Raw genomic sequence first — 20,267 nt, 5'->3', positions numbered from 1 at the left:
GTTACATTCCGAACCCGGAAGCTAAGCCTTTCAGCGCCGATGGTACTGCAGGGGGGACCCTGTGGGAGAGTAGGACACCGCCGAACAAATATTGAGGCCTGGCCTCGGATCCCTGATCCGGGGCCAGGCCCTTTTTGTGCCTGGGGTAGAGTCGGCGCGCAGACGTACATAGATGGAACGGCACAGGAGGGGACCTGGTGGAGGTCCAGGAGACACGGGTGCAGACGGATCGGATCTTCACGATCCCGAACATCCTGAGTATGGCTCGCCTCGTGGGCGTGCCGGTGTTCCTGTGGCTGATTCTGTGGCCCGAGTTCGGCGGCCCCAAGGCCGACGGCTGGGCACTCCTGGTGCTGGCGTTCAGCGGGGTGAGCGACTACCTCGACGGCAAGCTGGCACGACGGTGGAACCAGATCAGCAGTCTCGGCCGGCTCCTGGACCCGGCCGCGGACCGCCTGTACGTCCTGTCGACCCTCGTCGGTCTCACCTGGCGCGGCATCCTGCCGCTGTGGGTCACGGTCCTGCTGCTGGCCCGTGAGGCGATGATGGCGGTGATGCTCCTGATTCTGCGGAGACACCGCTACGGCCCACCCCAGGTGAACTTCATCGGGAAAGCGGCTACCTTCAATCTCATGTACGCCTTTCCGCTGCTGCTGCTGAGCGACGGCAGCGGTTGGCTTGCGACACTGGCGGCTGTTTTCGGCTGGGCCTTCACAGGTTGGGGTACAACCCTGTACTGGTGGGCAGGGATCCTCTACGTGGTGCAGGTCCGGCGGCTTGTGAGGGCGGACACCACGGCTGACTGACGTCACGAGGAGGATGTTTTCCGACATGAAAGCGGTTGTTATGGCCGGAGGCGAAGGTACCCGCCTTCGTCCGATGACCTCAAGCATGCCCAAACCTCTGCTCCCAGTGGTGAATCGGCCGATCATGCAGCATGTCCTGACGCTGCTCAAACGGCACGGGCTCACTGAGACCGTCGTCACCGTCCAGTTTCTCGCGTCCCTGGTGAAGAATTATTTCGGGGACGGCGAAGAATTCGGGATGGAGCTGACGTACGCGAACGAGGAGAAGCCGCTGGGCACGGCGGGCAGCGTCAAGAACGCCGAGGACGCGCTCAAGGACGACTCCTTCCTGGTGATCTCCGGTGACGCGCTCACCGATTTTGACCTCAGTGAACTCATCGCCTTCCACAAGCAGAAGGGCGGCCTCGTCACCGTGTGCCTGACGCGGGTGCCCAACCCGCTGGAGTTCGGCATCACGATCGTGGACGACGAGGGCCGGGTCGAACGCTTCCTGGAGAAGCCGACCTGGGGCCAGGTGTTCTCCGACACGGTGAACACCGGCATCTACGTCATGGAGCCCGAGGTCTTCAACTACGTCGAGGCCGACGTGCCGGTGGACTGGTCGGGTGACGTCTTCCCGCAGCTGATGAAGGAAGGCAAGCCCATCTACGGCTACGTCGCCGAGGGCTACTGGGAGGACGTCGGCACCCACGAGAGCTATGTGAAGGCGCAGGCGGACGTCCTGGAGGGCAAGGTCGACGTCGACATCGACGGCTTCGAGATCTCGCCGGGCGTGTGGGTGGCGGAGGGTGCGGAGGTGCACCCGGACGCGGTGCTGCGCGGCCCGCTGTACATCGGTGACTACGCGAAGGTCGAGGGCGGCGCGGAGATCCGCGAGCACAGCGTCATCGGCTCCAACGTCGTCGTGAAGGCCGGCGCCTTCGTGCACAAGGCGGTGGTGCACGACAACGTCTACGTCGGCCCGCAGTCGAATCTGCGCGGCTGCGTCATCGGCAAGAACACCGACGTCATGCGCGCCGCCCGGATCGACGAGGGCGCGGTGATCGGCGACGAGTGCCTCATCGGCGAGGAATCGATTCTCTCCGGCAACGTACGCGTCTACCCGTTCAAGACCATCGAGGCCGGCGCCTTCGTCAACACCTCGGTGATCTGGGAGTCGCGCGGCCAGGCGCATCTGTTCGGCGCGCGCGGCGTGTCCGGCATCCTCAACGTGGAGATCACCCCCGAGCTCGCCGTGCGGCTCGCGGGGGCGTATGCCACGACGCTCAAGAAGGGGGCGACGGTCACCACCGCGCGTGACCACTCCCGTGGTGCGCGTGCACTCAAACGAGCGGTGATCTCGGCGCTCCAGGCGAGTGCGATCGAGGTGCGCGACCTGGAGAACGTGCCCATGCCCGTCGCGCGTCAGCAGACGGCCCGCGGCAGCGCCGGCGGGATCATGATCCGGACGTCGCCGGGGCGGCCGGACTCGCTGGACATCATGTTCTTCGACGAGCGCGGCGCCGACCTCTCCGCCGCGGGGCAGCGCAAGCTGGACCGGGTCTTCGCCCGCCAGGAGTACCGCCGGGCCTTCCCGGGCGAGATCGGCGACCTGCGCTTCCCGTCGACCGTCTTCGACTCCTACACCGGCGCGCTGCTGCGTGCCGTCGACACCTCGGGCATCGCCGAGTCGGGCCTGAAGGTCGTCGTGGACGCCGCCAACGGCAGCGCCGGCCTCGTGCTGCCGTCGCTGCTCGGCCGGCTCGGCGTGGACTCGCTGATGGTCAACCCGGGTCTCGACGAGGCCCGCCCCACGGAGACCGAGGAGACCCGCCGGGCGGGTCTCGTACGGCTCGGGGAGATCGTGTCCTCGGCGCGGGCGGCCTTCGGGGTGCGCTTCGACCCGGTCGGCGAGCGACTGTCCCTGGTGGACGAACGCGGCCGGATCGTCGAGGACCACCGGGCGCTGCTGGTGCTGCTGGACCTGGTGGCCGCCGAGCGGCGCAGCGGGCGGGTGGCGCTGCCGGTCACCACGACCCGGATCGCCGAGCAGGTCGCGGCCTACCACGGCACACAGGTCACGTGGACGACGACGTCACCGGACGACCTGACCCGGGTCGGCCGGGAGGAGGGCACGATCTTCGGCGGCGACGCCGCCGGCGGCTTCATCGTGCCGGAGTTCAGCAGCGTCTTCGACGGGGCCGCCGCCTTCGTGCGGCTCATCGGCCTGGTGGCGCGTACACAGCTCACGCTCAGCCAGATCGACGCCCGTATCCCGCAGGCGCACGTGCTCAAGCGGGACGTGCCGACCGGATGGGCGGTCAAGGGCTCGGTCATGCGGCGGGTCGTCGAGGAGGCCGGCGACCGGTCGGTCGACACCACCGACGGCGTGCGGGTCGTGGAGTCCGACGGGCGCTGGATCATGGTGCTGCCCGACCCCGCGGAGGCGGTCACGCACCTGTGGGCCGAGGGACCGGACGACGCGTCCGCGCAGGCCCTGCTGGACGAGTGGTCGCAGATCGTGGAGAGCGCGGGGCAGTAGCGGGCAGCGGCCCCCTCGCGGTGGTGTACGCCCTGAAGGGCGTGCCGCGAGGGGGCCGTTCCCGTGATGCCGTCACGACATGCGACGATGTGCGGCATGCCGCAGCCGCAACCCGATCGGAGCAGCTCCGCGCCCCGGGCCGACCGGCGGCGCCCGGACGCCTCCATGTTCCTGCTCACCAGCGTCATGGAGCACAGCCTCGACGACGGCTACGCGGAGGCGGCGGCGCGCCGCGGGCAGACCGGCAGCTCGCGGCTGCCCACCTCGCTGGCCGGACGGCTGGGGCTGGCCGGCGGGCTGCTGCTCGCCGCGGTCGTGATCACGGTGGGCGCGGCCCAGGCGCACCGTGCGGCGCCCACCGAGGCCAAGGAGCGGCAGAAGCTCATCGACCGGGTGCAGACGCAGACCGGGAGGGCCGACGCCCTCCAGAAGGAGGTCGACGGGCTGCGCGACACGGTCTCGGCCGAGCAGCGGGCGGCCCTGAAGGACCAGGGCGACGGCCGTGAGGATCTGCTGGAGGTGCTGGCGGGTGCGACGCCCGTGCACGGCCCCGGCGTCAGGCTTGTCGTGGACGACGCCAAGGAGGCCTCCACGGGCGACTCCGGCGGTCCGCGGGAGAGCGACGGCTTTTCCGACACCGGGCGGGTCCGCGACCGCGACATGCAGCGCGTGGTCAACGGCCTGTGGGCGTCCGGTGCGGAGGCGATCTCCGTCAACGGGCAGCGGCTGACGGCACTGTCGGCCATCCGGGCGGCCGGAGACGCCATACTGGTCGACAACCGACCACTGGTGCCGCCGTACACGGTGCTGGCGATCGGTGACGGGGAGAAGCTGAGCACGGCTTTCCAGGACAGTGCGGACGGTCAGTACCTGCACGTGCTGGAGCAGAACTACGGGATCCGGGCGAGCGTCACCGTACAGAAGGACGTCCGCCTGGCCGCCGCACCCAGCCTCATCGTGCGGTACGCCCGGCCGGTCGCGGGCAGCAGCGGGCCGCCGGAAGCCGGCGCAACAGGGAAGGGTTCGTCGTGATCGCCGTACTGGGCCTCGTCGTGGGCATCGTGGTGGGACTCGTGGTGCGCCCCGTGGTGCCGACCGGGGTGGAGCCCTATCTGCCCATCGCGGTCGTCGCGGCGCTCGACGCCGTGTTCGGAGGCCTGCGCGCGATGCTCGACGGGATCTTCGACGACAAGGTCTTCGTGGTCTCCTTCCTGTCCAACGTGGTCGTGGCGGCGCTGATCGTCTTCCTCGGCGACAAGCTGGGCGTCGGCGCGCAGCTGTCCACGGGCGTGGTCGTCGTCCTCGGCATCCGCATCTTCTCCAACGCCGCCGCGATCCGCCGGCACGTCTTCCGGGCGTGACAGCGGCATGAGCGACGAGCACGGCGAGCACCGCCGGTACGACGAGCAGGACGAGCGCGGGACGGACGCGCGCGACGACGGCCCGGAGGGGCCCGAGGACACGGCGCCGGACGGCGTGCGGGGGCCCGAGGACGCGCAGGAGCAGCTCACGGGGCGCCAGCGGCTGGTGGCCGGGCTGTGGCCGCCGCGGGCCTCCCGCGCGCAGCTGACGGTCGCCGTGCTGCTGTTCGTGCTGGGCCTCGGCCTCGCCATCCAGGTGAACACCACGAGTGACAACGGCGGCACCCTGCGCGGGGCGCGCCAGGAGGACCTGGTGCGCATCCTCACCGAGGTCGACAACCGCACACAGCGGCTGGAGGACGAGAAACGCGGTCTGGAGACCCAGCGCTCCCAGCTCCAGTCCAGTTCGGACCAGGCCGCCGAGGCGCTGAAGCAGACCCGGCAGAAGGAGCAGCAGCTCGGCATCCTGGCCGGCACGGTCGCGGCGGAGGGTCCCGGCATCACGCTGACCATCACCGACCCGCACGGCAGCGTGGAGGCGGATTCGCTGCTGGACACGCTGCAGGAGCTGCGGGCGGCGGGCGCCGAGGCCATCCAGATCAACGCCGTGCGGGTGGTGGCGGACACGTACTTCACCGACGGGTCCGACGGTGTGCTGATCGACGGGCACCGTGTCGCGCAGCCGTACGTCTTCACGGTGATCGGAAACCCGCAGGATCTCGAACCGGCCCTCAACATCCCCGGCGGGGTGGTGCAGACACTGGAGAAGGAGCAGGCCACGGCAGATGTGGTGCGGTCGCAGAAGATCGTCGTGGACGCCTTGCGGCCATCGAAGCAGCCTGACTACGCTCGGTCGTCATCCCGGTGAGGCGGGGGGTCGGGGCGTCGCTGAGTTGGTGTGTGGTGGAAACTGTGTGTAGTGAGAGTTCGTCCTGCCTTACGGGCGGGTCTGCGTCTTTCGAGGGGAATCGCCCGTGAAGCTGTTTGGGAAGTTGTTCGGCAAGAGCGCTCGGCAGTCGGCCGACCCCGCCACGGCGCGGCACCGCGCCCGGCGCGGCCCGGCGGACGAGCAGTCCGCCGACCGCCCGCTGTTCCGCAACGACGGCCAGGGCCGCGGCGGGCAATCGGGTGGGCCCGGCGTGGCGCCTGTTGACCCCGCTCGGGCCGCTCGCATAGGTTCCGGGGAACCAGCGGCCTCGACCACGGGTGGAGGGTTCGGTTTGCCGGTCTGCGGCAGGTGCGGTTTCACGAACACGGAAGCGGCCCGCTTCTGCTCGAACTGCGGCGCCCCGCTGCGCCCGGGGAGCGGGCCCGGCTACCAGAGCGCGTCCGAGACGACGTCGACGATCTCGATCTCCGGGATCGAGGCGTACGAGGCGGAGGCCACCGGCCAGATCGCGTCGCCGTCGCTGTCGCCCGAGGCGCAGGCCGCGGTGGACGCGCTGCCGCCCGGCTCCGCTCTCCTCGTGGTGCGCCGCGGGCCGAACTCCGGCAGCCGCTTCCTGCTGGACGGCGAGCTGACCACCGCGGGACGCCACCCGCAGAGCGACATCTTCCTGGACGACGTGACGGTCTCCCGGCGGCACGTGGAGTTCCGCCGCGGCGCCGACGGCCTGTTCACCGTCTCCGACGTGGGCAGCCTCAACGGCACCTACGTCAACCGGGAGCGGATCGACGCGGTGCCGCTGAACAACGGGGACGAGGTCCAGATCGGGAAGTACCGGCTGGTCTTCTACGCCAGCCAGCGGGGCTACTGACCGCAGCAGCCCCAGCCGACCCCCGCTCCCGTGCAGGAAGGGTGCGCATGCCGCGAACGACGGGCGGTGCCGGAGACGGCACCGCCGCCACGGACGGCGCACTGCTGAGCATCGGTGCCGTGCTGGGGCAGCTGCGGGACGAATTCCCCGAGGTCACGATCTCCAAGATCCGCTTCCTGGAGGCCGAGGGCCTGGTCGAGCCGCAGCGCACCCCGTCCGGTTACCGGAAGTTCGCCGCCGCCGACGTCCAGCGGCTGGCGTACGTCCTGCGGGTGCAGCGCGACCACTACCTGCCGCTGCGGGTGATCAAGGAGCATCTGGAAGGTCTGGACCGCGGCGAGCAGCCGGTGCTGCCGGCGCTCGCCGCCGCAGAGCCCGTCCAGGAGCCCCGTGAGGGCGCCGAGGAGTCCCTGGCGGCGGCGCACGGGCCACGACTGGGCCGGGAGGACTTCCTGGCCGCCACGGGGGCCGGTGAGGCGGAGCTGGACCACTGGGAGTCCTACGGGCTGGTCGAGGCCGCCGGTGACGGCGGCTTCGAGGCCGAGGCGGTCACGATCGGCCGGCTCATCGCCGATCTGGGCCGCTACGGGCTGGAGCCGCGGCACCTGCGCGCGGTCAAGGCGGCGGCCGACCGCGAGGCCGCCCTGCTGGAGCAGCTGGTGGCACCGCTGCGCCGGCACCGCAATCCGCAGACCCGGCGACACGCCGAAGCCACCGCGGAGGAGCTGGCCGAGCTGTCGGCCCGGCTGCACGCCGCGATGCTGCGCTCGGCCTTGCGGCTGCGGCTGCGCTGACCGGGCGCTCGCGCCGCCGGGTGCGTCCCGGACGGCGGTGCGGGCCGTGCCCGACTACCCAAACCGGCTGGGGACGTCCTAGGGTTGACGTGTGAAAGAGCTCGATGTTGTGGGTGTCCGGGTGGAAATGCCCTCCAATCAACCGATCGTGCTCCTGCGTGAAGTGGGAGGCGACCGGTATCTGCCCATCTGGATCGGGCCGGGCGAAGCCACCGCCATCGCCTTCGCGCAGCAGGGCATGACGCCTGCGCGACCGCTGACGCACGACCTGTTCAAAGACGTGCTGGAAGCCGTGGGACAGACGCTCACCGAGGTCCGCATCACCGACCTGCGGGAGGCCGTCTTCTACGCCGAGCTGGTGTTCGCCAGCGGCGTCGAGGTCAGTGCCCGCCCTTCCGACGCCATAGCGCTGGCGCTGCGCACCGGCACGCCGATCTACGGCAGTGACGGGGTGCTGGACGACGCCGGTATCGCGATCCCGGACGAGCAGGAGGACGAGGTGGAGAAATTCCGCGAGTTCCTCGACCAGATCTCGCCCGAGGATTTCGGCACCAGCAACCAGTGACGCCGGCGGCTGCCGCGGAAGCCCGCCGGGCGGCCGCGGCGGCTCCGCGCACGCACGGTGATCGCGACGGTGACCTGGGCAATGTTGTCACCATGAGGCCATCCGGGGAGGAATTCCCGCCTCCGGTCACATCAAACCACTCCTGGGGTGACTTTCACTCGGCGTGCCGAGTGTGGCGATCGTTGACGCACCCCTGGTGACTGCCTACCGTCGAAGTGGAAAGTCCCGTGGCACGTGCGCGCGGTGTCGGGGACGAGAAGGACGGAGGGCGGCGTGAGAAGCACCGGCGACGGTTCGGCGACCGGCGGCCCGTATCCGGCCAGGGGGGCGCTGGCCCGCGCGGCCGAGCCGGGGCCCGTGCCCGCGGCCGAGCCCGCACCGGAGCTGGTCGGCTACCGCGGCCCCACGGCCTGCGCGGCGGCGGGCATCACCTACCGCCAACTGGACTACTGGGCGCGTACGGGTCTGGTCGAGCCCAGCGTCCGCCCTGCCTACGGGTCGGGCACCCAGCGGCTCTACAGCTTCCGCGACGTGGTCGTGCTCAAGATCGTCAAGCGGCTGCTGGACACCGGCGTGTCCCTGCAGAACATCCGCACGGCCGTACGCCAGCTGCGCTCCGTCGGCCCGGCCGAGCTGGCCAGGATGACGCTGATGAGCGACGGCGCCACCGTGTACGAGTGCACCTCGCCCGCCGAGGTCGTCGACCTGCTCCAGGGCGGGCAGGGCGTCTTCGGCATCGCGGTCGGCGTGGTGTGGCGGGACGTCGAGAGCTCGCTGTCCGAGCTGCACGGCGAGCGGGTGGACACCGGCGAGACGCTGGTCGGCCACAACCCCGCGGACGAGCTGGCCCGCCGGCGCAACCGGGCGGTCTGACCCTGGTCACCGGGCCCCGTGGCGGCCCGGCAGCGGGACGCCGGCGGCATGCCGTACACGTGTACGGTCATTGTCGGTGGGATGAGGCACGATCGAGGGTGTGAGAAGTGCGCCGACGATCCTGCACCTGGACATGGACGCGTTCTTCGCCGCGGTCGAGCAGGCCTCCAAGCCGAGCCTGCGGGGCAAGCCGGTGGTGGTCGGCGGCCTCGGGCCCCGCGGCGTCGTCGCGACCGCGTCCTACGAGGCGCGCGTGCACGGCGTCCACTCCGCGATGGCCACCGCGCACGCCCGCCGGCTGTGCCCGAACGCCGCGTATCTCGTGCCGCGCTTCACCCTCTACCGGGCGGTCAGCGACATCGTGATGGGGCTGCTCGGCGCGGTGTCCCCGCTGATCGAGCCGCTGAGCCTGGACGAGGCCTTCGTCGACCTGGAAGCGGGGGAGCGGGCCGAGCAGCCCCGGGCGGTCGCCGAGCGGCTGCGCGCGGACATCCGTGCCGCCACCGGGCTGACGGCGTCGGTGGGGCTGGCCGGCTCCAAGCTGCTGGCCAAGATCGCCTCGGAGCAGGCCAAGCCGGACGGCCTGGTGGTCGTCGAGCCCGGCACCGAACGCGCCCTGCTCGACCCGCTGCCCGTGCGCACGCTGTGGGGCGTGGGCCCCGCCACCGCGGAGCACCTGCGGCGGGCCGGCATCCTCACCGTCGCCGAGATCGTGCAGGCCGGGGAGCCGGAGCTGGTGCGGCTGCTCGGCAAGGCGCACGGCACCTCGCTGCACGCCATGGCGGCGGGCCTGGACAACCGCCCGGTGGTCGCCGACCGCGACGTGAAGTCGATCTCCGTCGAGGACACCTTCGACACCGACCTCACCGACCGCGCCCGGGTGCGGTACGAGATCGACCGGCTCGCGGAGCGCTGCGTGCAGCGGCTGCGCGGCGCGGGCCGCTCCGGACGGACGGTCGTGGTGAAGATCCGGCGCTACGACTTCTCCACGCTCACCCGGTCCGAGACGCTGCGTGCGCCCACCGACGACCCGGCCGTCGTCCGCGAGACCGCTCGCCGGCTCGTCGAGGCCGTCGACACCACGGGCGGCGTGCGGCTGCTGGGCGTGGGCGTGTCGGGACTGGCCGACTTCACGCAGGAGGACCTGTTCGCGCAGGCCGCCGAGGCGCAGGCCCAGGCGGAGGTGCCGGGTCCCGCCGCCGGGGAGGGCGCCGCCGGACCGCTCCCGGCCACGTCCGCGGAACTGGAGCTGCCCGCCGCGCCGCCGCCGGAGCCGGCGCCCGGCAGCCGCTGGCTTCCCGGCCAGGACGTCGAGCACGCCGTGGAGGGGCGCGGCTGGGTGCAGGGCAGCGGTGTCGGCCGGGTCACCGTACGCTTCGAGCTCCCCTCGGACACCGCGCCGGGCCGGGTGCGCACGTTCTCCGTCGACGATCCGGCGCTCGCGCACGCCGAGCCGCTCCCGCTGGCCTCTTTCACCCCTGACCGGGGGCTGCTCGCCGGGTGAGGCGCGCGGGAGCGCCGGATCAGCCGGCGTCGTCCGGGCGGCGGTCCCCGGCGGGCAGGTCGCCGAAGTCGCGCGGTCCGCTCCCGTTGCTGCCGCTGTCGTGGGGGGAGCCGGGCGGTTCGGTGGGGAGGTCCATGCCGTAGTGGTGGTAGAGCTGGAGCTCCTGCTCCGGCGACAGATGGCGCCCGACGCCGAAATCCGGGGCGTCCCTGATCAGCGACTTCTTGTACGGCACCCGCAGCGCCTCGCCCACCAGCTCGCTCGGCTCCAGCGGGACGAACGCGTCGCGGGTGAAGAAGCCGGTCCGCACCGCGGCCCACTCCGGGCTGCCGGTCGCGTCGTCGAGGTACACCTCGTCCACCGTGCCGATCTTCGTACCGTCGCGGTCGACGGCACGGCGTCCGATGAGGCTTCGCGGATCGATATCGGTCTGCACGGCTCCTCCAACCAGCTCCTAGCAACAGCGACACCTGCTGGTTACCACCAAAAGCCACATCACCGGCGCTGTCGACCCGAACCTCCGGTCGGTGCGCGCCCAGATCCCGCTGGTAGGCTGGACGAAGGCTGCAGACCCCATGCGGGAGAGTCCTCCGGTCACCTGCCGCAGTGGCAGACCGGGGGCGCCGAAGGAGCAAATCCTCCCCGGAATCTCTCAGGCACCCGTACCGCAGGGGCGAGGTCACTCTGGAAAGCAGGATCCGCCCCGGGCAGCGCCGTCCGGGGGACGGGTCTTCACCGAAGGTGAAAGCCGGCCCGTGCGCGGGTAAGGCGAAGCTCTCAGGTACTGATGACAGAGGGGGAGGCCGTACGGGCGCCCGCGCCGGGTGCCCCCGAAGGTCGTCGCAGACCAGGAGGCCTCCGCAGATGACTCATCCGACCGCACACCGCCTTCCGCTCGCCGAGCTGGAAGCCGGACTGCCCTTCGCCCGCCGGCACATCGGCCCCGACACCGCCGCGCAGGCCAAGATGCTCGCCCAGGTGGGCTACAGCTCGCTGGACGAGCTGACGGACGCGGCCGTACCGGACGCCATCAGGAGCGCCGCGGCGCTCGCGCTGCCGCCGGCCCGCACCGAGGCGGAGGCGCTGGCGGAGCTGCGCGCCCTGGCCGCCCGCAACCAGGTGCTCGCCCCGATGATCGGCCTCGGCTACTACGGCACCTTCACCCCGCCGGTGATCCTGCGCAACGTCATGGAGAACCCGGCCTGGTACACCGCCTACACCCCCTACCAGCCGGAGATCTCGCAGGGCCGGCTGGAGGCGCTGATCAACTTCCAGACGATGGTCGCCGACCTCACCGGGCTGCCCACCTCCGGCGCGTCGCTGCTCGACGAGGGCACCGCGGCGGCCGAGGCGATGGCGCTGTCCCGCCGGGTGGGCAAGGTCAAGGAGGGCGTCTTCCTGGTCGACGCCGACACCTTTCCGCAGACCACCGCCGTCATCGGCACCCGTGCCGAGCCCACCGGCGTCGAGGTGGTCGTCGCCGACCTGAGCGACGGCATCCCCGCCGACGTCGCCGAGCGCGGCGTCTTCGGCGTCCTCCTCCAGTACCCGGGGGCCTCCGGCGCCGTCCGCGACCTGCGGCCGGTGATCGAGCAGGCGCACGGCCTCGGCGCGGTCGTCACCGTCGCCGCCGATCTGCTGGCGCTCACGGTGCTGGCCTCGCCCGGCGCCCTCGGCGCGGACATCGCGGTCGGCACCACCCAGCGCTTCGGTGTGCCCATGGGCTTCGGCGGCCCGCACGCCGGCTACATGGCGGTGCGCGAGTCCTACGCCCGCAACCTGCCCGGGCGGCTCGTCGGCGTGTCCGTCGACGCCGACGGCGACACCGCCTACCGCCTCGCGCTCCAGACCCGCGAGCAGCACATCCGCCGCGAGAAGGCGACCAGCAACATCTGCACCGCCCAGGTGCTGCTGGCCGTCATGGCCGGGATGTACGCCGTCTACCACGGGCCCGAGGGCCTGGAGCGGATCGCCCGCCGCACGCACCGCTACGCGGCCGTACTCGCCGAGGGGCTGCGCGCGGCCGGCGTCGAGGTCGTGCACGGCGCGTACTTCGACACGCTCACCGTGCGCGTGCCCGGACGCGCCGCCGAGCTGGTCGCCGCCGCCCGCGACGCCGGGGTGAACCTCCGGCAGACCGACGCCGACCTGGTCGGCATCGCCTGCGACGAGACCACCACCCGCGCCCAGGTGGCCGCCGTGCTCGCCGTCTTCGGCGGTACCGCGGACATCGAGGAGCTCGACGCCACCGCCCCCGACGCGCTGCCCGCCGGCTTGGCCCGCAGCGAGCCGTACCTGACCCACCCGGTCTTCCACCTGCACCGCAGCGAGACCGGCATGCTGCGCTACCTGCGACGGCTCGCGGACCGCGACTACGCGCTCGACCGCGGCATGATCCCGCTGGGCTCCTGCACGATGAAGCTCAACGGAACCACCGAGATGGAGCCCGTCACCTGGCCGGAGTTCGGCGCGCTGCACCCCTTCGCGCCCGCCGAGCAGGCAGAGGGGTACCTGGCGCTGATCCGGGGCCTGGAGGAGCAGCTCGCCGAGGTCACCGGCTACGACAAGGTCAGCCTCCAGCCGAACGCCGGGTCGCAGGGCGAGCTGGCCGGGCTGCTGGCGGTGCGCGCCTACCACCGGGCCAACGGCGACACCGGCCGTACGGTCTGCCTCATCCCGTCCTCCGCGCACGGCACCAACGCCGCCAGCGCGGTGATGGCCGGGATGAGGGTCGTGGTGGTGAAGACCGGCCAGGACGGCGACGTGGACGTCGCGGACCTGCGCGCGAAGATCGAGCAGCACCGCGAGCAGCTGGCCGTGCTGATGGTCACCTACCCCTCCACGCACGGCGTCTTCGAGGACAACATCACCGACATCTGCGCCGCCGTGCACGACGCGGGCGGCCAGGTCTACGTGGACGGGGCGAACCTGAACGCGCTCGTCGGCCTCGCCCGCCCCGGGCGCTTCGGCGCCGACGTGTCGCACCTGAACCTGCACAAGACCTTCTGCATCCCGCACGGCGGCGGCGGCCCCGGCGTGGGCCCCGTCGCGGTCCGCGCGCACCTGGCGCCGTACCTGCCCAACCACCCGCTCCAGCCGGCCGCGGGCCCCGCCACCGGCGTCGGCCCCGTCAGCGCCGCGCCCTGGGGCTCGGCCGGCATCCTGCCCATCTCCTGGACCTACGTACGGCTGATGGGAGCCGACGGGCTCCGGGAGGCGACGCAGCAGGCGGTGCTGAGCGCCAACTACGTCGCCAAGCGCCTGGAGCCGCACTACCCCGTGCTCTACACCGGCCCCGCGGGCCTCGTCGCGCACGAGTGCATCGTCGACCTGCGGCCGCTGACCAAGGAGACCGGCGTCACGGTCGACGACATCGCCAAGCGGCTGATCGACTACGGCTTCCACGCGCCGACCATGTCCTTCCCCGTCGCCGGCACGCTGATGATCGAGCCGACCGAGAGCGAGGACCTGGCGGAGCTGGAACGCTTCTGCGACGCCATGATCGCCATCCGCGCCGAGGTCGACAAGGTCGCGGACGGCCGGTGGCCCGCGGACGACAACCCGCTGCGCAACGCGCCGCACACCGCGGCCGCGCTGGGCGGCGACTGGGAGCACCCGTACACCCGGCAGGAGGCCGTCTTCCCGGCCGGCGTGCAGGCGGCGGACAAGTACTGGCCGCCGGTGCGCCGTATCGACGGGGCGTACGGCGACCGCAACCTCGTCTGCTCCTGCCCCCCGCTGGACGCCTACGACGGCTGACGCGGGCGGACACCCCGGGCCGCGCCCCCGCGGACACAACGAAGCCGGTTCCCTTGGCACCAGGGGAACCGGCTGGGTCTGCGCGGCCCGGCGGGCTCGCGAGGGGGGCGGGCGTCGGGCCCGCCGGTCAGGCCGCGGTCGTGATCTGCTCGCTGCCCAGCGGGCGGTGCGGGGCGATGATCTGCCCGTCGGGCTGCAGCTCCCCGGTGTCCTCGAAGAGCAGCACACCGTTGCACAGCAGGCTCCAGCCCTGCTCCGGGTGGTGGGCCACGGTGAGGGCGGCCTCACGGTCGGGGCCGTCGGCGGAAGGGCACTGCGGTTGGTGCTGGCACATGGGTCGAGTCTTTCGCTGCGTGAGGTCGGTGGTGCGGTCGGTCGTGCGGTCTGCCTGGTGCATCTGCGTCCCCCGTGTGTGCGTGAGGCCGATCCCAGTGTTGTCCTCCTGGCGGCAATCCGCAGGGATTTCGCCGAGGCGATGCTCTCCGGTGAAGACGCGTCACCCGGGCGGGCGGTTGCCGTCACCGAGAGTCAACCGCAGGCCGGTGGTGGCCGCGTGACAGTGCCCCCGGCCGCACCGGCCGGGGGCACCCTTGCTGTTCCGGGCCGGTCCGTCAGGCCGGTGACCCCGCGAGCGGCGGCGGCGCCAGGCGCACGCTCAGTACCCGCGCCAGCTCCGTCATCCGGTAGACCCGGTGGGCGGCGATGCCCGGCGGTGCGGGCGCCAGCGGCACCAGCAGGTCGTCCGGGTCGGGCTGCGCGGTGGCCGCCTCCGCCCGCGGTACGCGGTGCAGCCACAGCGCGAGCATGTAGAGCCGCGGCACCGACAGCAGGTGCGGCTGGTACGTCGCGGGCAGCGCCTCGGCCTGGACCAGTGCCCGCTCGATCGACACCAGGAAGGGTCCCTCCGAGAACCGCGAGAACACCCAGCCGTCCGGGGTCAGAACGGTCTCTCCCGCCGCGGCGACCCGGGCACCTGCCCTGATATGGAACCGCCAGCCCGTCAGCCGCGCCTGCGGCAGTGCTCCGGGAACGGCTGCCGGCTCGAAGACGTGGACGGGCAGCGGGTGTTCGGCGGCCAGCGGCCCTTCTGCGGTACGCAGCGCCGGGGTCCTGGCTTCCAGGACCGCGGTGGGCGAACTGAGCGCGGCGAGCACGCTCAGCAGGGCTGGGGCAGGTGCTGGGGGAACAAGCAGCGGCATGATTGTCGCCTCTCACTGGGAGACACGTGGTGCGGGGAGGGCGGGCGCGGACGGCACGGTCGGTTGGATGCTCTGCGGGAGACCTGCTCAGGCACGTCCGGCGACGGCGGATGCATTGCCTTGTTCGCGGAGTTTATACGACGTGTGTTCGCTCCGTGTTTCATCTAGTCGATGCCAGTATTACGCGCAAGACGAGAATTCGCCTTCCTCGGCGTACGTGTCGACGGCATTCCCGCAGCGTACGGGAGGGCGCTGCATATTTCTGCGCGCCACGGACGGCCGGATCCCGACGGTCATTTCCCGCGAGGGCGCGCCTCCCGTGGCAACTGAATGTGCCAGCGGAATGTGCGCGCTTCGCCACTACTGCAAGCCTAGCGTGCGCGGCCCGCCCGGCGTGGCGTTATTCGATCATTTGGGTGGGCATCCTCCGATGGATGGCCGGGCGGCGGCCACGGGACGGAGGAACCTGCGATGGGCGAGAAGGTCGTCGCCAGCGGCTTCGAGCCGGCCGACCGCGGACGCTACCGGCACAAGCTCCAGCAGTGCCTGCTGGGGCTCGAGCGGCTGCTGGAGGGCAAGCGATTCGACCGGCCCCGCAATCTGATGGGCCTGGAGATCGAATTGAATCTCGCGGATTCCACGGGACTGCCGCGCATGATGAACGAAGAGGTGCTGGAGCGCATCGCGAGCCGGGATTTCCAGACCGAGCTCGCACAGTTCAACATTGAGGTGAACATTGCCCCGCACCCGCTTTCCGGGCCGGTCTTCGACCGGCTCGCCGAGGAACTGCGCACCGGCCTGTCGTATGCCGACCGGATGGCCGCCGACGTCGGCGCGCGCATCGTCATGGTGGGAATTCTGCCCACCCTCCGGGCCGACGACCTGGTCACCGCCAACCTCTCCCACGCCGACCGCTTCAAGCTGCTCAACGACCGCATCCTCGCCATGCGGGGCGAGGACATCACCCTCGACATCGACGGCGTCGAGCACCTGGAGCACGCCTCGCACTCCATCGCCCCCGAGGCGGCCTGCACCTCCACCCAGATGCACCTCCAGGTCACGCCCGGGCGCTTCGCCGCGGTGTGGAACGCCGCGCAGGCGGTGTGCGGCCCGCAGGTCGCCGCGGGTGCCAACTCGCCCTTCCTCTTCGGGCGTGAGCTGTGGCGCGAGACCCGTCCGCTGCTCTTCCAGCAGTCCATCGACACCCGCCCGCAGGAACTGCGCGCCCAGGGGGTGCGCCCCCTGACGTGGTTCGGCGAGCGCTGGATCGACTCGCCGCTCGACCTCTTCGCCGAGAACGTCCGCTACTTCCCGGCCCTGCTGCCCATATGCGACGACGAGGACCCGCTGCGCGTCCTCGACGACGGGGGAGTGCCGCTCCTGCGCGAGCTGACCCTGCACAACGGCACCGTCTACCGCTGGAACCGCCCCGTCTACGCGGTCGTCGACGGCGTCCCGCACCTGCGGGTGGAGAACCGCGTGCTGCCCGCGGGGCCCACGGTGGACGACGTGCTGGCCAACGCGGCCTTCTACTACGGGCTGGTACGCGCGCTGGCCGACGCGCCGCGCCCCCTGTGGCACCGGCTGCCCTTCCGTGCCGCGGCCGCCAACTTCGACGCGGGCTGCAAGGACGGCATCCGCGCCGTCATGCACTGGCCGCGCGGCCGCAGCGGGAGCCTCACCGAGATCCCGGCCGCCGAACTGATCCAGGACGAACTGCTGCCGCTCGCCGCGGCCGGTCTCGACGCCTGGGGGATCGAGCCGGCCGACCGGGACCACTACCTCGGCATCATCGAGCAGCGCTGCCGGTTGCGCACCAACGGTGCCGAGTGGCAGAGCGAGTCCTTCCACCGCCTGCTGGAGCGCGGCCCGGACCGTATGGCGGCCCTGGCCGGGATGACCCGCCGCTACCGGGAGAATTCCGCGGAGGGCCGGCCGGTCCACGAGTGGGCGGCCGTCTGAGGGCGCCGCCGCAGGCCGTGGGCCGCCTCCCGCCGCCCGCGGCCGGGCCCGCGTGACGGACACGGCGGTCCCCGACCGGGGGTGGCGGGGCGGGGGCAGGCGCGATCTTCGTATCTTGTCCTTCAGACACCCGCGCCGCTGGAGGACCGCATGCACACACAGCCCCGCCCGGCGGACCAGGCGGCGGAGCCGGAACTTTCCGACCGCACGCTGCGCAACGAGACGCTCATCGTGCTCGCGCTCTCGCTCGGCGCCGCGGGAGTGTCCGCCCTGATCGACTTCATCGGCTCGGTGACCAGGCCGGGTGCGCTCAAAAACCAGTCCGCCACGCTGGTCGGCTCCTACGCGCCGCACCGGCCCTGGCTCGACCTCGCCTGGCAGCTCTTCTCCGTCTCCACCGCCCTCGCGCCCGTCGCGCTGGTCGCGTACCTGCTGGGCCGCGAACGCGCGGGGATGCGGTCGATCGGCTTCGACCTGACCCGCCCGCGGCCGGACCTGCTCCGGGGCGCGCTCGTCGCCGCCGTCATCGGCGGCACGGGACTGGCCTTCTACCTCGGCGCCCGCAAGGCGGGCTTCAACCTGACGGTGGTGCCCGAGTCGCTGCCGGACGTGTGGTGGAAGATCCCGGTACTCGTGCTGTCCGCGGTGCAGAACGCGGTGCTGGAAGAGGTCATCGTGGTCGGCTACCTGCTGCGCAGGCTGGACCGCCTCGGCTGGACACCGGCGGCCGCGCTCGCCGCGAGCGCCGTGCTGCGCGGCTCCTACCACCTCTACCAGGGCATCGGCGGCTTCGTCGGGAACATGGTGATGGGCGTGGTCTTCGTACTGCTCTACCGCCGGTGGGGGAGGGTCGGCCCGCTGGTCGCGGCGCACGCCCTCATCGACACCGTGGCCTTCGTCGGCTACGCACTGCTCGCCGGCAAGGTGGGCTGGCTGCCCACGGGCTGAGGAGGGCCCGCCCGTTCGGGCGGGCCCGGGGGCTCAGGCGTGCTGCGGAACCTCGTCCTTGAGGACGGAACGCAGCTGCTCGCGGAATTCGGGTGAATCGGTGTGGCCGTGCACGGACACAGCGTGCTCGGCGGCCGCACGCAGCACCTCGTCCTCCTCGCCGGAGATCGTCAGGGTGCAGTTGCTCTCGCTCGGGTAGTCACGGCAGTCGGCGACCTTGCGCATGGCCGGTCATCTCCTTGTGCTCTCCGTGCTCTCCCTCCCCAGTCTACGGGCGGCCCGTCGGCCGGCGCGCGCCGCCGTAGACGGAGGACCGCATCGCCCGGGCGGGCGGCGCCCGGGCCGGGCGGCCGGCGGACGGCCGCCCGGCCTGCGCCGGAGCCGCGCCGCCCGTGAGCGGGGACGGTCAGTGCTTGGCCTGGGTGAAGCGGACCTCGTTGCCCGCCGGGTCACGGAAGGCGCAGTCCCGGACGCCGTACTGCTGGTCCATGGGCTCCTGGACGACGTCCGCGCCCGCCGCCGAGAGCTTCTCGAACGTCGCGTCGACGTCGTCGGACCAGAAGACGACGCGGCCGTACACGCCCTTGGCCATCAGGTCGGCGACGGCCTCGCGGTCGGACGGCGTCATGTTCGGGTTCACGGCCGGGGGTTCGAGGACGATGTCGACCTCGGGCTGGGAGGGCGAACCGATCGTGACCCAGCGCATGTTGTTGTAGCCCACCTCGTTGCGGATCTCGAGGCCGAGCACGTCGCGGTAGAACTCGATGGCCTTGTCGTGGTCGTCGACGGCCAGGAAGGTGTGGGAGAGCTTGATGTCCATGCCGATCACGCTACGACAGGGCCGCCCGCCCGCACTTCTTTGATCCTGACCGGTCGGGTGACGATCCGGGCGACGCAGGACGGCAGCGCCGCCAGCTCGGCGTGGTTGCGCGCGCGGTAGGCACTCGGGGACTCGCCGACCAGCTCGGTGAAGCGGGTGCTGAAGGAGCCGAGCGAGGTGCAGCCCACGGCCATGCACACATCGGTCACGGACATGTCGCCGCGCCGCAGCAGCGCCGTGGCCCGTTCTATGCGGCGCGTCATCAGATAGGCGTACGGCGTCTCGCCGAAGGCCGCGCGGAAGCTGCGCGAGAAGTGCCCCGGGGACATCAGCGCGTCCCGCGCCAGCGCCGGGACGTCCAGCGGCTGCGCATACTCCCGGTCCATGCGGTCGCGGGCCCGCCGCAACCGGACCAGATCCGATCTGTCCATGCCCTCAGTGTGCACGACCCCTCCGACAACGCCCGGCCCGCCGGGAAGGGGCTTGCTCTGCGACAGTCACCGATATATCGTTGAAGCATCGCGAACGATCACGACAGGAGGCAACGTTATGCATGGGCACCACCACGGACACGGACCCTGCGCGCACGGCGAGCACGGTCCCGGAGAGCGCGAGGGGCGCCGTCCGGCGTTCGGGCCGTTCGGGCCGCCCTTCGGCGGCGGCCCCTGGGGCCCCGGCGGACGGGGCCGCGGCGGACCGCGCGGCAGGGCGCGGCGCGGCGACGTCAGGGCGTCGATCCTGGCCCTGCTCAAGGACCGGCCGATGCACGGCTACGAGATGATCCAGGAGATCGCCGACCGCAGCGGCGGCGCGTGGAAGCCGAGCCCCGGCTCGGTCTACCCGACGCTCCAGCTGCTGGAGGACGAGGGCCTGATCAGCAGCACGAGCGAGGGCGGCAAGAAGCTCTTCACGCTCACCGGCGAGGGCCGCACCGAGGCCGAGGCCGGACCCGAGGCGCCCTGGGAGGACGCCGGGCGCGGCGTCGACTGGGACGCCATGAACGAGATAAGGAAGGCCGGCGGCGGTCTCGTCGAGGCCTTCCGTCAGGTGTGGGTCGCGGGCACCCCCGAGCAGCGCGAGAAGGCGCTCACGGTGGTCAACGAGGCCCGCAAGCGGCTCTATCTCATCCTCGCCGACGAGGACGACGTCAGGGGCGGCGGGACCGGTGGCGGCGCCTTCCGCAAGGACGGCGGTCCGGCCTCCTGAGCCGCCGCCCGCCAGGCGGCGCGCGGGAGCGCAGGCCCCGGGGATCACGCCCCCGGGGCCTGCGCCGCGTCCGGAAGGGCGCTCACACGGCAGCGCGCTCGCCCTGCGCGCCGTCCGCCGCCTCCCGGGCCGCGGTGCGGGCCGGCGGCGCGAGCCCGCCGAGCAGCGCCGCCGGTACCCGCCCCGCGCCCC

General features: G+C 71.9%; 20 protein-coding genes, 1 rRNA gene and 1 riboswitch. Of the genes, 15 read left to right on the top strand and 6 right to left on the bottom strand.

Annotation, left to right across the window (positions count from 1 at the left end):
• The 11 genes from rrf to ACH4SE_RS31705 all read left to right on the top strand — a co-directional run.
• Positions 1-86, top strand: a 5S ribosomal RNA gene (rrf, locus tag ACH4SE_RS31755); the annotation flags it as partial.
• Positions 87-197: 111 nt separating this feature from the next.
• Positions 198-806 carry a CDP-alcohol phosphatidyltransferase family protein gene (locus ACH4SE_RS31750; protein ID WP_398546984.1) on the top strand — a complete coding sequence of 203 codons (609 nt, stop codon included), beginning with the start codon at positions 198-200 and terminating at the stop codon, positions 804-806.
• Positions 807-831: 25 nt separating this feature from the next.
• On the top strand, positions 832-3,327 hold the full coding sequence (locus ACH4SE_RS31745; RefSeq protein WP_398546983.1) for a sugar phosphate nucleotidyltransferase: 2,496 nt from the start codon (positions 832-834) through the stop codon (positions 3,325-3,327).
• Positions 3,328-3,414: 87 nt separating this feature from the next.
• Positions 3,415-4,359, top strand: a complete 945-nt coding sequence (locus ACH4SE_RS31740) for a DUF881 domain-containing protein (protein WP_398546996.1) — start codon at positions 3,415-3,417, stop codon at positions 4,357-4,359.
• Positions 4,356-4,688, top strand: a complete 333-nt coding sequence (locus tag ACH4SE_RS31735; RefSeq protein ID WP_031518694.1) for a small basic family protein — start codon at positions 4,356-4,358, stop codon at positions 4,686-4,688. Before ACH4SE_RS31740 ends, ACH4SE_RS31735 begins: the two co-directional genes overlap by 4 nt.
• 7 nt (positions 4,689-4,695) lie before the next feature.
• Positions 4,696-5,556 (top strand): DUF881 domain-containing protein, encoded by an 861-nt coding sequence (locus tag ACH4SE_RS31730; protein ID WP_398546982.1) that lies wholly within the window; start codon positions 4,696-4,698, stop codon positions 5,554-5,556.
• Between the two features lie 64 nt (positions 5,557-5,620).
• Positions 5,621-6,445, top strand: coding sequence for an FHA domain-containing protein (locus ACH4SE_RS31725; protein ID WP_398546995.1), 825 nt, complete (start codon positions 5,621-5,623; stop codon positions 6,443-6,445).
• Positions 6,446-6,492: 47 nt separating this feature from the next.
• Positions 6,493-7,239 (top strand): MerR family transcriptional regulator, encoded by a 747-nt coding sequence (locus ACH4SE_RS31720; RefSeq protein ID WP_398546981.1) that lies wholly within the window; start codon positions 6,493-6,495, stop codon positions 7,237-7,239.
• A 91-nt stretch (positions 7,240-7,330) separates the two neighbouring features.
• On the top strand, positions 7,331-7,804 hold the full coding sequence (locus ACH4SE_RS31715) for a bifunctional nuclease family protein (protein WP_398188214.1): 474 nt from the start codon (positions 7,331-7,333) through the stop codon (positions 7,802-7,804).
• A 273-nt stretch (positions 7,805-8,077) separates the two neighbouring features.
• Entirely contained in the window at positions 8,078-8,677 is a 600-nt protein-coding gene (locus tag ACH4SE_RS31710; RefSeq protein WP_398546980.1) for a MerR family transcriptional regulator, read from the top strand.
• Between the two features lie 100 nt (positions 8,678-8,777).
• Complete coding sequence (locus ACH4SE_RS31705; RefSeq protein ID WP_398546979.1) at positions 8,778-10,181, top strand: DNA polymerase IV; 1,404 nt, start codon at positions 8,778-8,780, stop codon at positions 10,179-10,181.
• A gap of 19 nt (positions 10,182-10,200) precedes the next feature.
• Here the strand turns inward: ACH4SE_RS31705 and ACH4SE_RS31700 are convergent, their stop codons facing one another.
• Positions 10,201-10,617 carry a PRC-barrel domain-containing protein gene (locus ACH4SE_RS31700; protein ID WP_398546978.1) on the bottom strand — a complete coding sequence of 139 codons (417 nt, stop codon included), beginning with the start codon at positions 10,615-10,617 and terminating at the stop codon, positions 10,201-10,203.
• A gap of 132 nt (positions 10,618-10,749) precedes the next feature.
• A riboswitch (glycine riboswitch) is annotated at positions 10,750-10,859 on the top strand.
• Between the two features lie 186 nt (positions 10,860-11,045).
• Between ACH4SE_RS31700 and gcvP the strand changes: the two genes are divergently transcribed.
• A complete protein-coding gene (gcvP, locus tag ACH4SE_RS31695; RefSeq protein WP_398546977.1) occupies positions 11,046-13,940 on the top strand; it encodes an aminomethyl-transferring glycine dehydrogenase in 2,895 nt (964 codons plus the stop codon).
• Between the two features lie 127 nt (positions 13,941-14,067).
• On the opposite strand, the gene ACH4SE_RS31690 is transcribed toward gcvP, so the two are convergent.
• Both ACH4SE_RS31690 and ACH4SE_RS31685 read right to left on the bottom strand, forming a co-directional pair.
• Positions 14,068-14,274 carry a DUF5999 family protein gene (locus tag ACH4SE_RS31690; RefSeq protein WP_398546976.1) on the bottom strand — a complete coding sequence of 69 codons (207 nt, stop codon included), beginning with the start codon at positions 14,272-14,274 and terminating at the stop codon, positions 14,068-14,070.
• A gap of 277 nt (positions 14,275-14,551) precedes the next feature.
• Entirely contained in the window at positions 14,552-15,139 is a 588-nt protein-coding gene (locus tag ACH4SE_RS31685; RefSeq protein ID WP_398546975.1) for a hypothetical protein, read from the bottom strand.
• A gap of 471 nt (positions 15,140-15,610) precedes the next feature.
• Between ACH4SE_RS31685 and ACH4SE_RS31680 the strand changes: the two genes are divergently transcribed.
• Positions 15,611-17,101 (top strand): glutamate--cysteine ligase, encoded by a 1,491-nt coding sequence (locus ACH4SE_RS31680; protein ID WP_398546974.1) that lies wholly within the window; start codon positions 15,611-15,613, stop codon positions 17,099-17,101.
• A gap of 150 nt (positions 17,102-17,251) precedes the next feature.
• On the top strand, positions 17,252-18,049 hold the full coding sequence (locus ACH4SE_RS31675; RefSeq protein WP_398546973.1) for a CPBP family intramembrane glutamic endopeptidase: 798 nt from the start codon (positions 17,252-17,254) through the stop codon (positions 18,047-18,049).
• Between the two features lie 33 nt (positions 18,050-18,082).
• On the opposite strand, the gene ACH4SE_RS31670 is transcribed toward ACH4SE_RS31675, so the two are convergent.
• From ACH4SE_RS31670 to ACH4SE_RS31660, 3 genes are all read right to left on the bottom strand, one after another.
• Positions 18,083-18,274 (bottom strand): DUF1059 domain-containing protein, encoded by a 192-nt coding sequence (locus ACH4SE_RS31670; protein WP_031518663.1) that lies wholly within the window; start codon positions 18,272-18,274, stop codon positions 18,083-18,085.
• Between the two features lie 181 nt (positions 18,275-18,455).
• Complete coding sequence (locus tag ACH4SE_RS31665) at positions 18,456-18,869, bottom strand: VOC family protein (protein ID WP_398546972.1); 414 nt, start codon at positions 18,867-18,869, stop codon at positions 18,456-18,458.
• Between the two features lie 5 nt (positions 18,870-18,874).
• Positions 18,875-19,300 carry a helix-turn-helix transcriptional regulator gene (locus tag ACH4SE_RS31660; protein ID WP_398546971.1) on the bottom strand — a complete coding sequence of 142 codons (426 nt, stop codon included), beginning with the start codon at positions 19,298-19,300 and terminating at the stop codon, positions 18,875-18,877.
• Between the two features lie 118 nt (positions 19,301-19,418).
• Here ACH4SE_RS31660 and ACH4SE_RS31655 point away from each other — a divergent pair, with 118 nt between their 5' ends.
• A complete protein-coding gene (locus ACH4SE_RS31655; protein ID WP_398546970.1) occupies positions 19,419-20,075 on the top strand; it encodes a PadR family transcriptional regulator in 657 nt (218 codons plus the stop codon).
• Positions 20,076-20,267 lie beyond the last annotated feature (192 nt).

The organism is Streptomyces sp. NPDC020983 (assembly GCF_044333485.1).
Classification (GTDB): Bacteria; Actinomycetota; Actinomycetes; order Streptomycetales; family Streptomycetaceae; genus Actinacidiphila.
The sequence above is the reverse complement of the archived record's forward strand: the minus strand, read 5'-3'. Positions and strand labels throughout refer to the sequence as shown.

What these genes read in the sequence shown, in the direction of transcription:
- ACH4SE_RS31685 (WP_398546975.1), bottom strand. Translation starts at nt 15,139, where the DNA reads ATGCCGCTGCTTGTTCCCCCAGCACCTGCCCCAGCCCTGCTGAGCGTG.
- ACH4SE_RS31720 (WP_398546981.1), top strand. Translation starts at nt 6,493, where the DNA reads ATGCCGCGAACGACGGGCGGTGCCGGAGACGGCACCGCCGCCACGGAC.
- ACH4SE_RS31740 (WP_398546996.1), top strand. Translation starts at nt 3,415, where the DNA reads ATGTGCGGCATGCCGCAGCCGCAACCCGATCGGAGCAGCTCCGCGCCC.
- ACH4SE_RS31680 (WP_398546974.1), top strand. Translation starts at nt 15,611, where the DNA reads ATGGGCGAGAAGGTCGTCGCCAGCGGCTTCGAGCCGGCCGACCGCGGA.
- gcvP (WP_398546977.1), top strand. Translation starts at nt 11,046, where the DNA reads ATGACTCATCCGACCGCACACCGCCTTCCGCTCGCCGAGCTGGAAGCC.
- ACH4SE_RS31690 (WP_398546976.1), bottom strand. Translation starts at nt 14,274, where the DNA reads ATGTGCCAGCACCAACCGCAGTGCCCTTCCGCCGACGGCCCCGACCGT.
- ACH4SE_RS31655 (WP_398546970.1), top strand. Translation starts at nt 19,419, where the DNA reads ATGCATGGGCACCACCACGGACACGGACCCTGCGCGCACGGCGAGCAC.
- ACH4SE_RS31745 (WP_398546983.1), top strand. Translation starts at nt 832, where the DNA reads ATGAAAGCGGTTGTTATGGCCGGAGGCGAAGGTACCCGCCTTCGTCCG.
- ACH4SE_RS31730 (WP_398546982.1), top strand. Translation starts at nt 4,696, where the DNA reads ATGAGCGACGAGCACGGCGAGCACCGCCGGTACGACGAGCAGGACGAG.
- ACH4SE_RS31670 (WP_031518663.1), bottom strand. Translation starts at nt 18,274, where the DNA reads ATGCGCAAGGTCGCCGACTGCCGTGACTACCCGAGCGAGAGCAACTGC.
- ACH4SE_RS31665 (WP_398546972.1), bottom strand. Translation starts at nt 18,869, where the DNA reads ATGGACATCAAGCTCTCCCACACCTTCCTGGCCGTCGACGACCACGAC.
- ACH4SE_RS31660 (WP_398546971.1), bottom strand. Translation starts at nt 19,300, where the DNA reads ATGGACAGATCGGATCTGGTCCGGTTGCGGCGGGCCCGCGACCGCATG.
- ACH4SE_RS31675 (WP_398546973.1), top strand. Translation starts at nt 17,252, where the DNA reads ATGCACACACAGCCCCGCCCGGCGGACCAGGCGGCGGAGCCGGAACTT.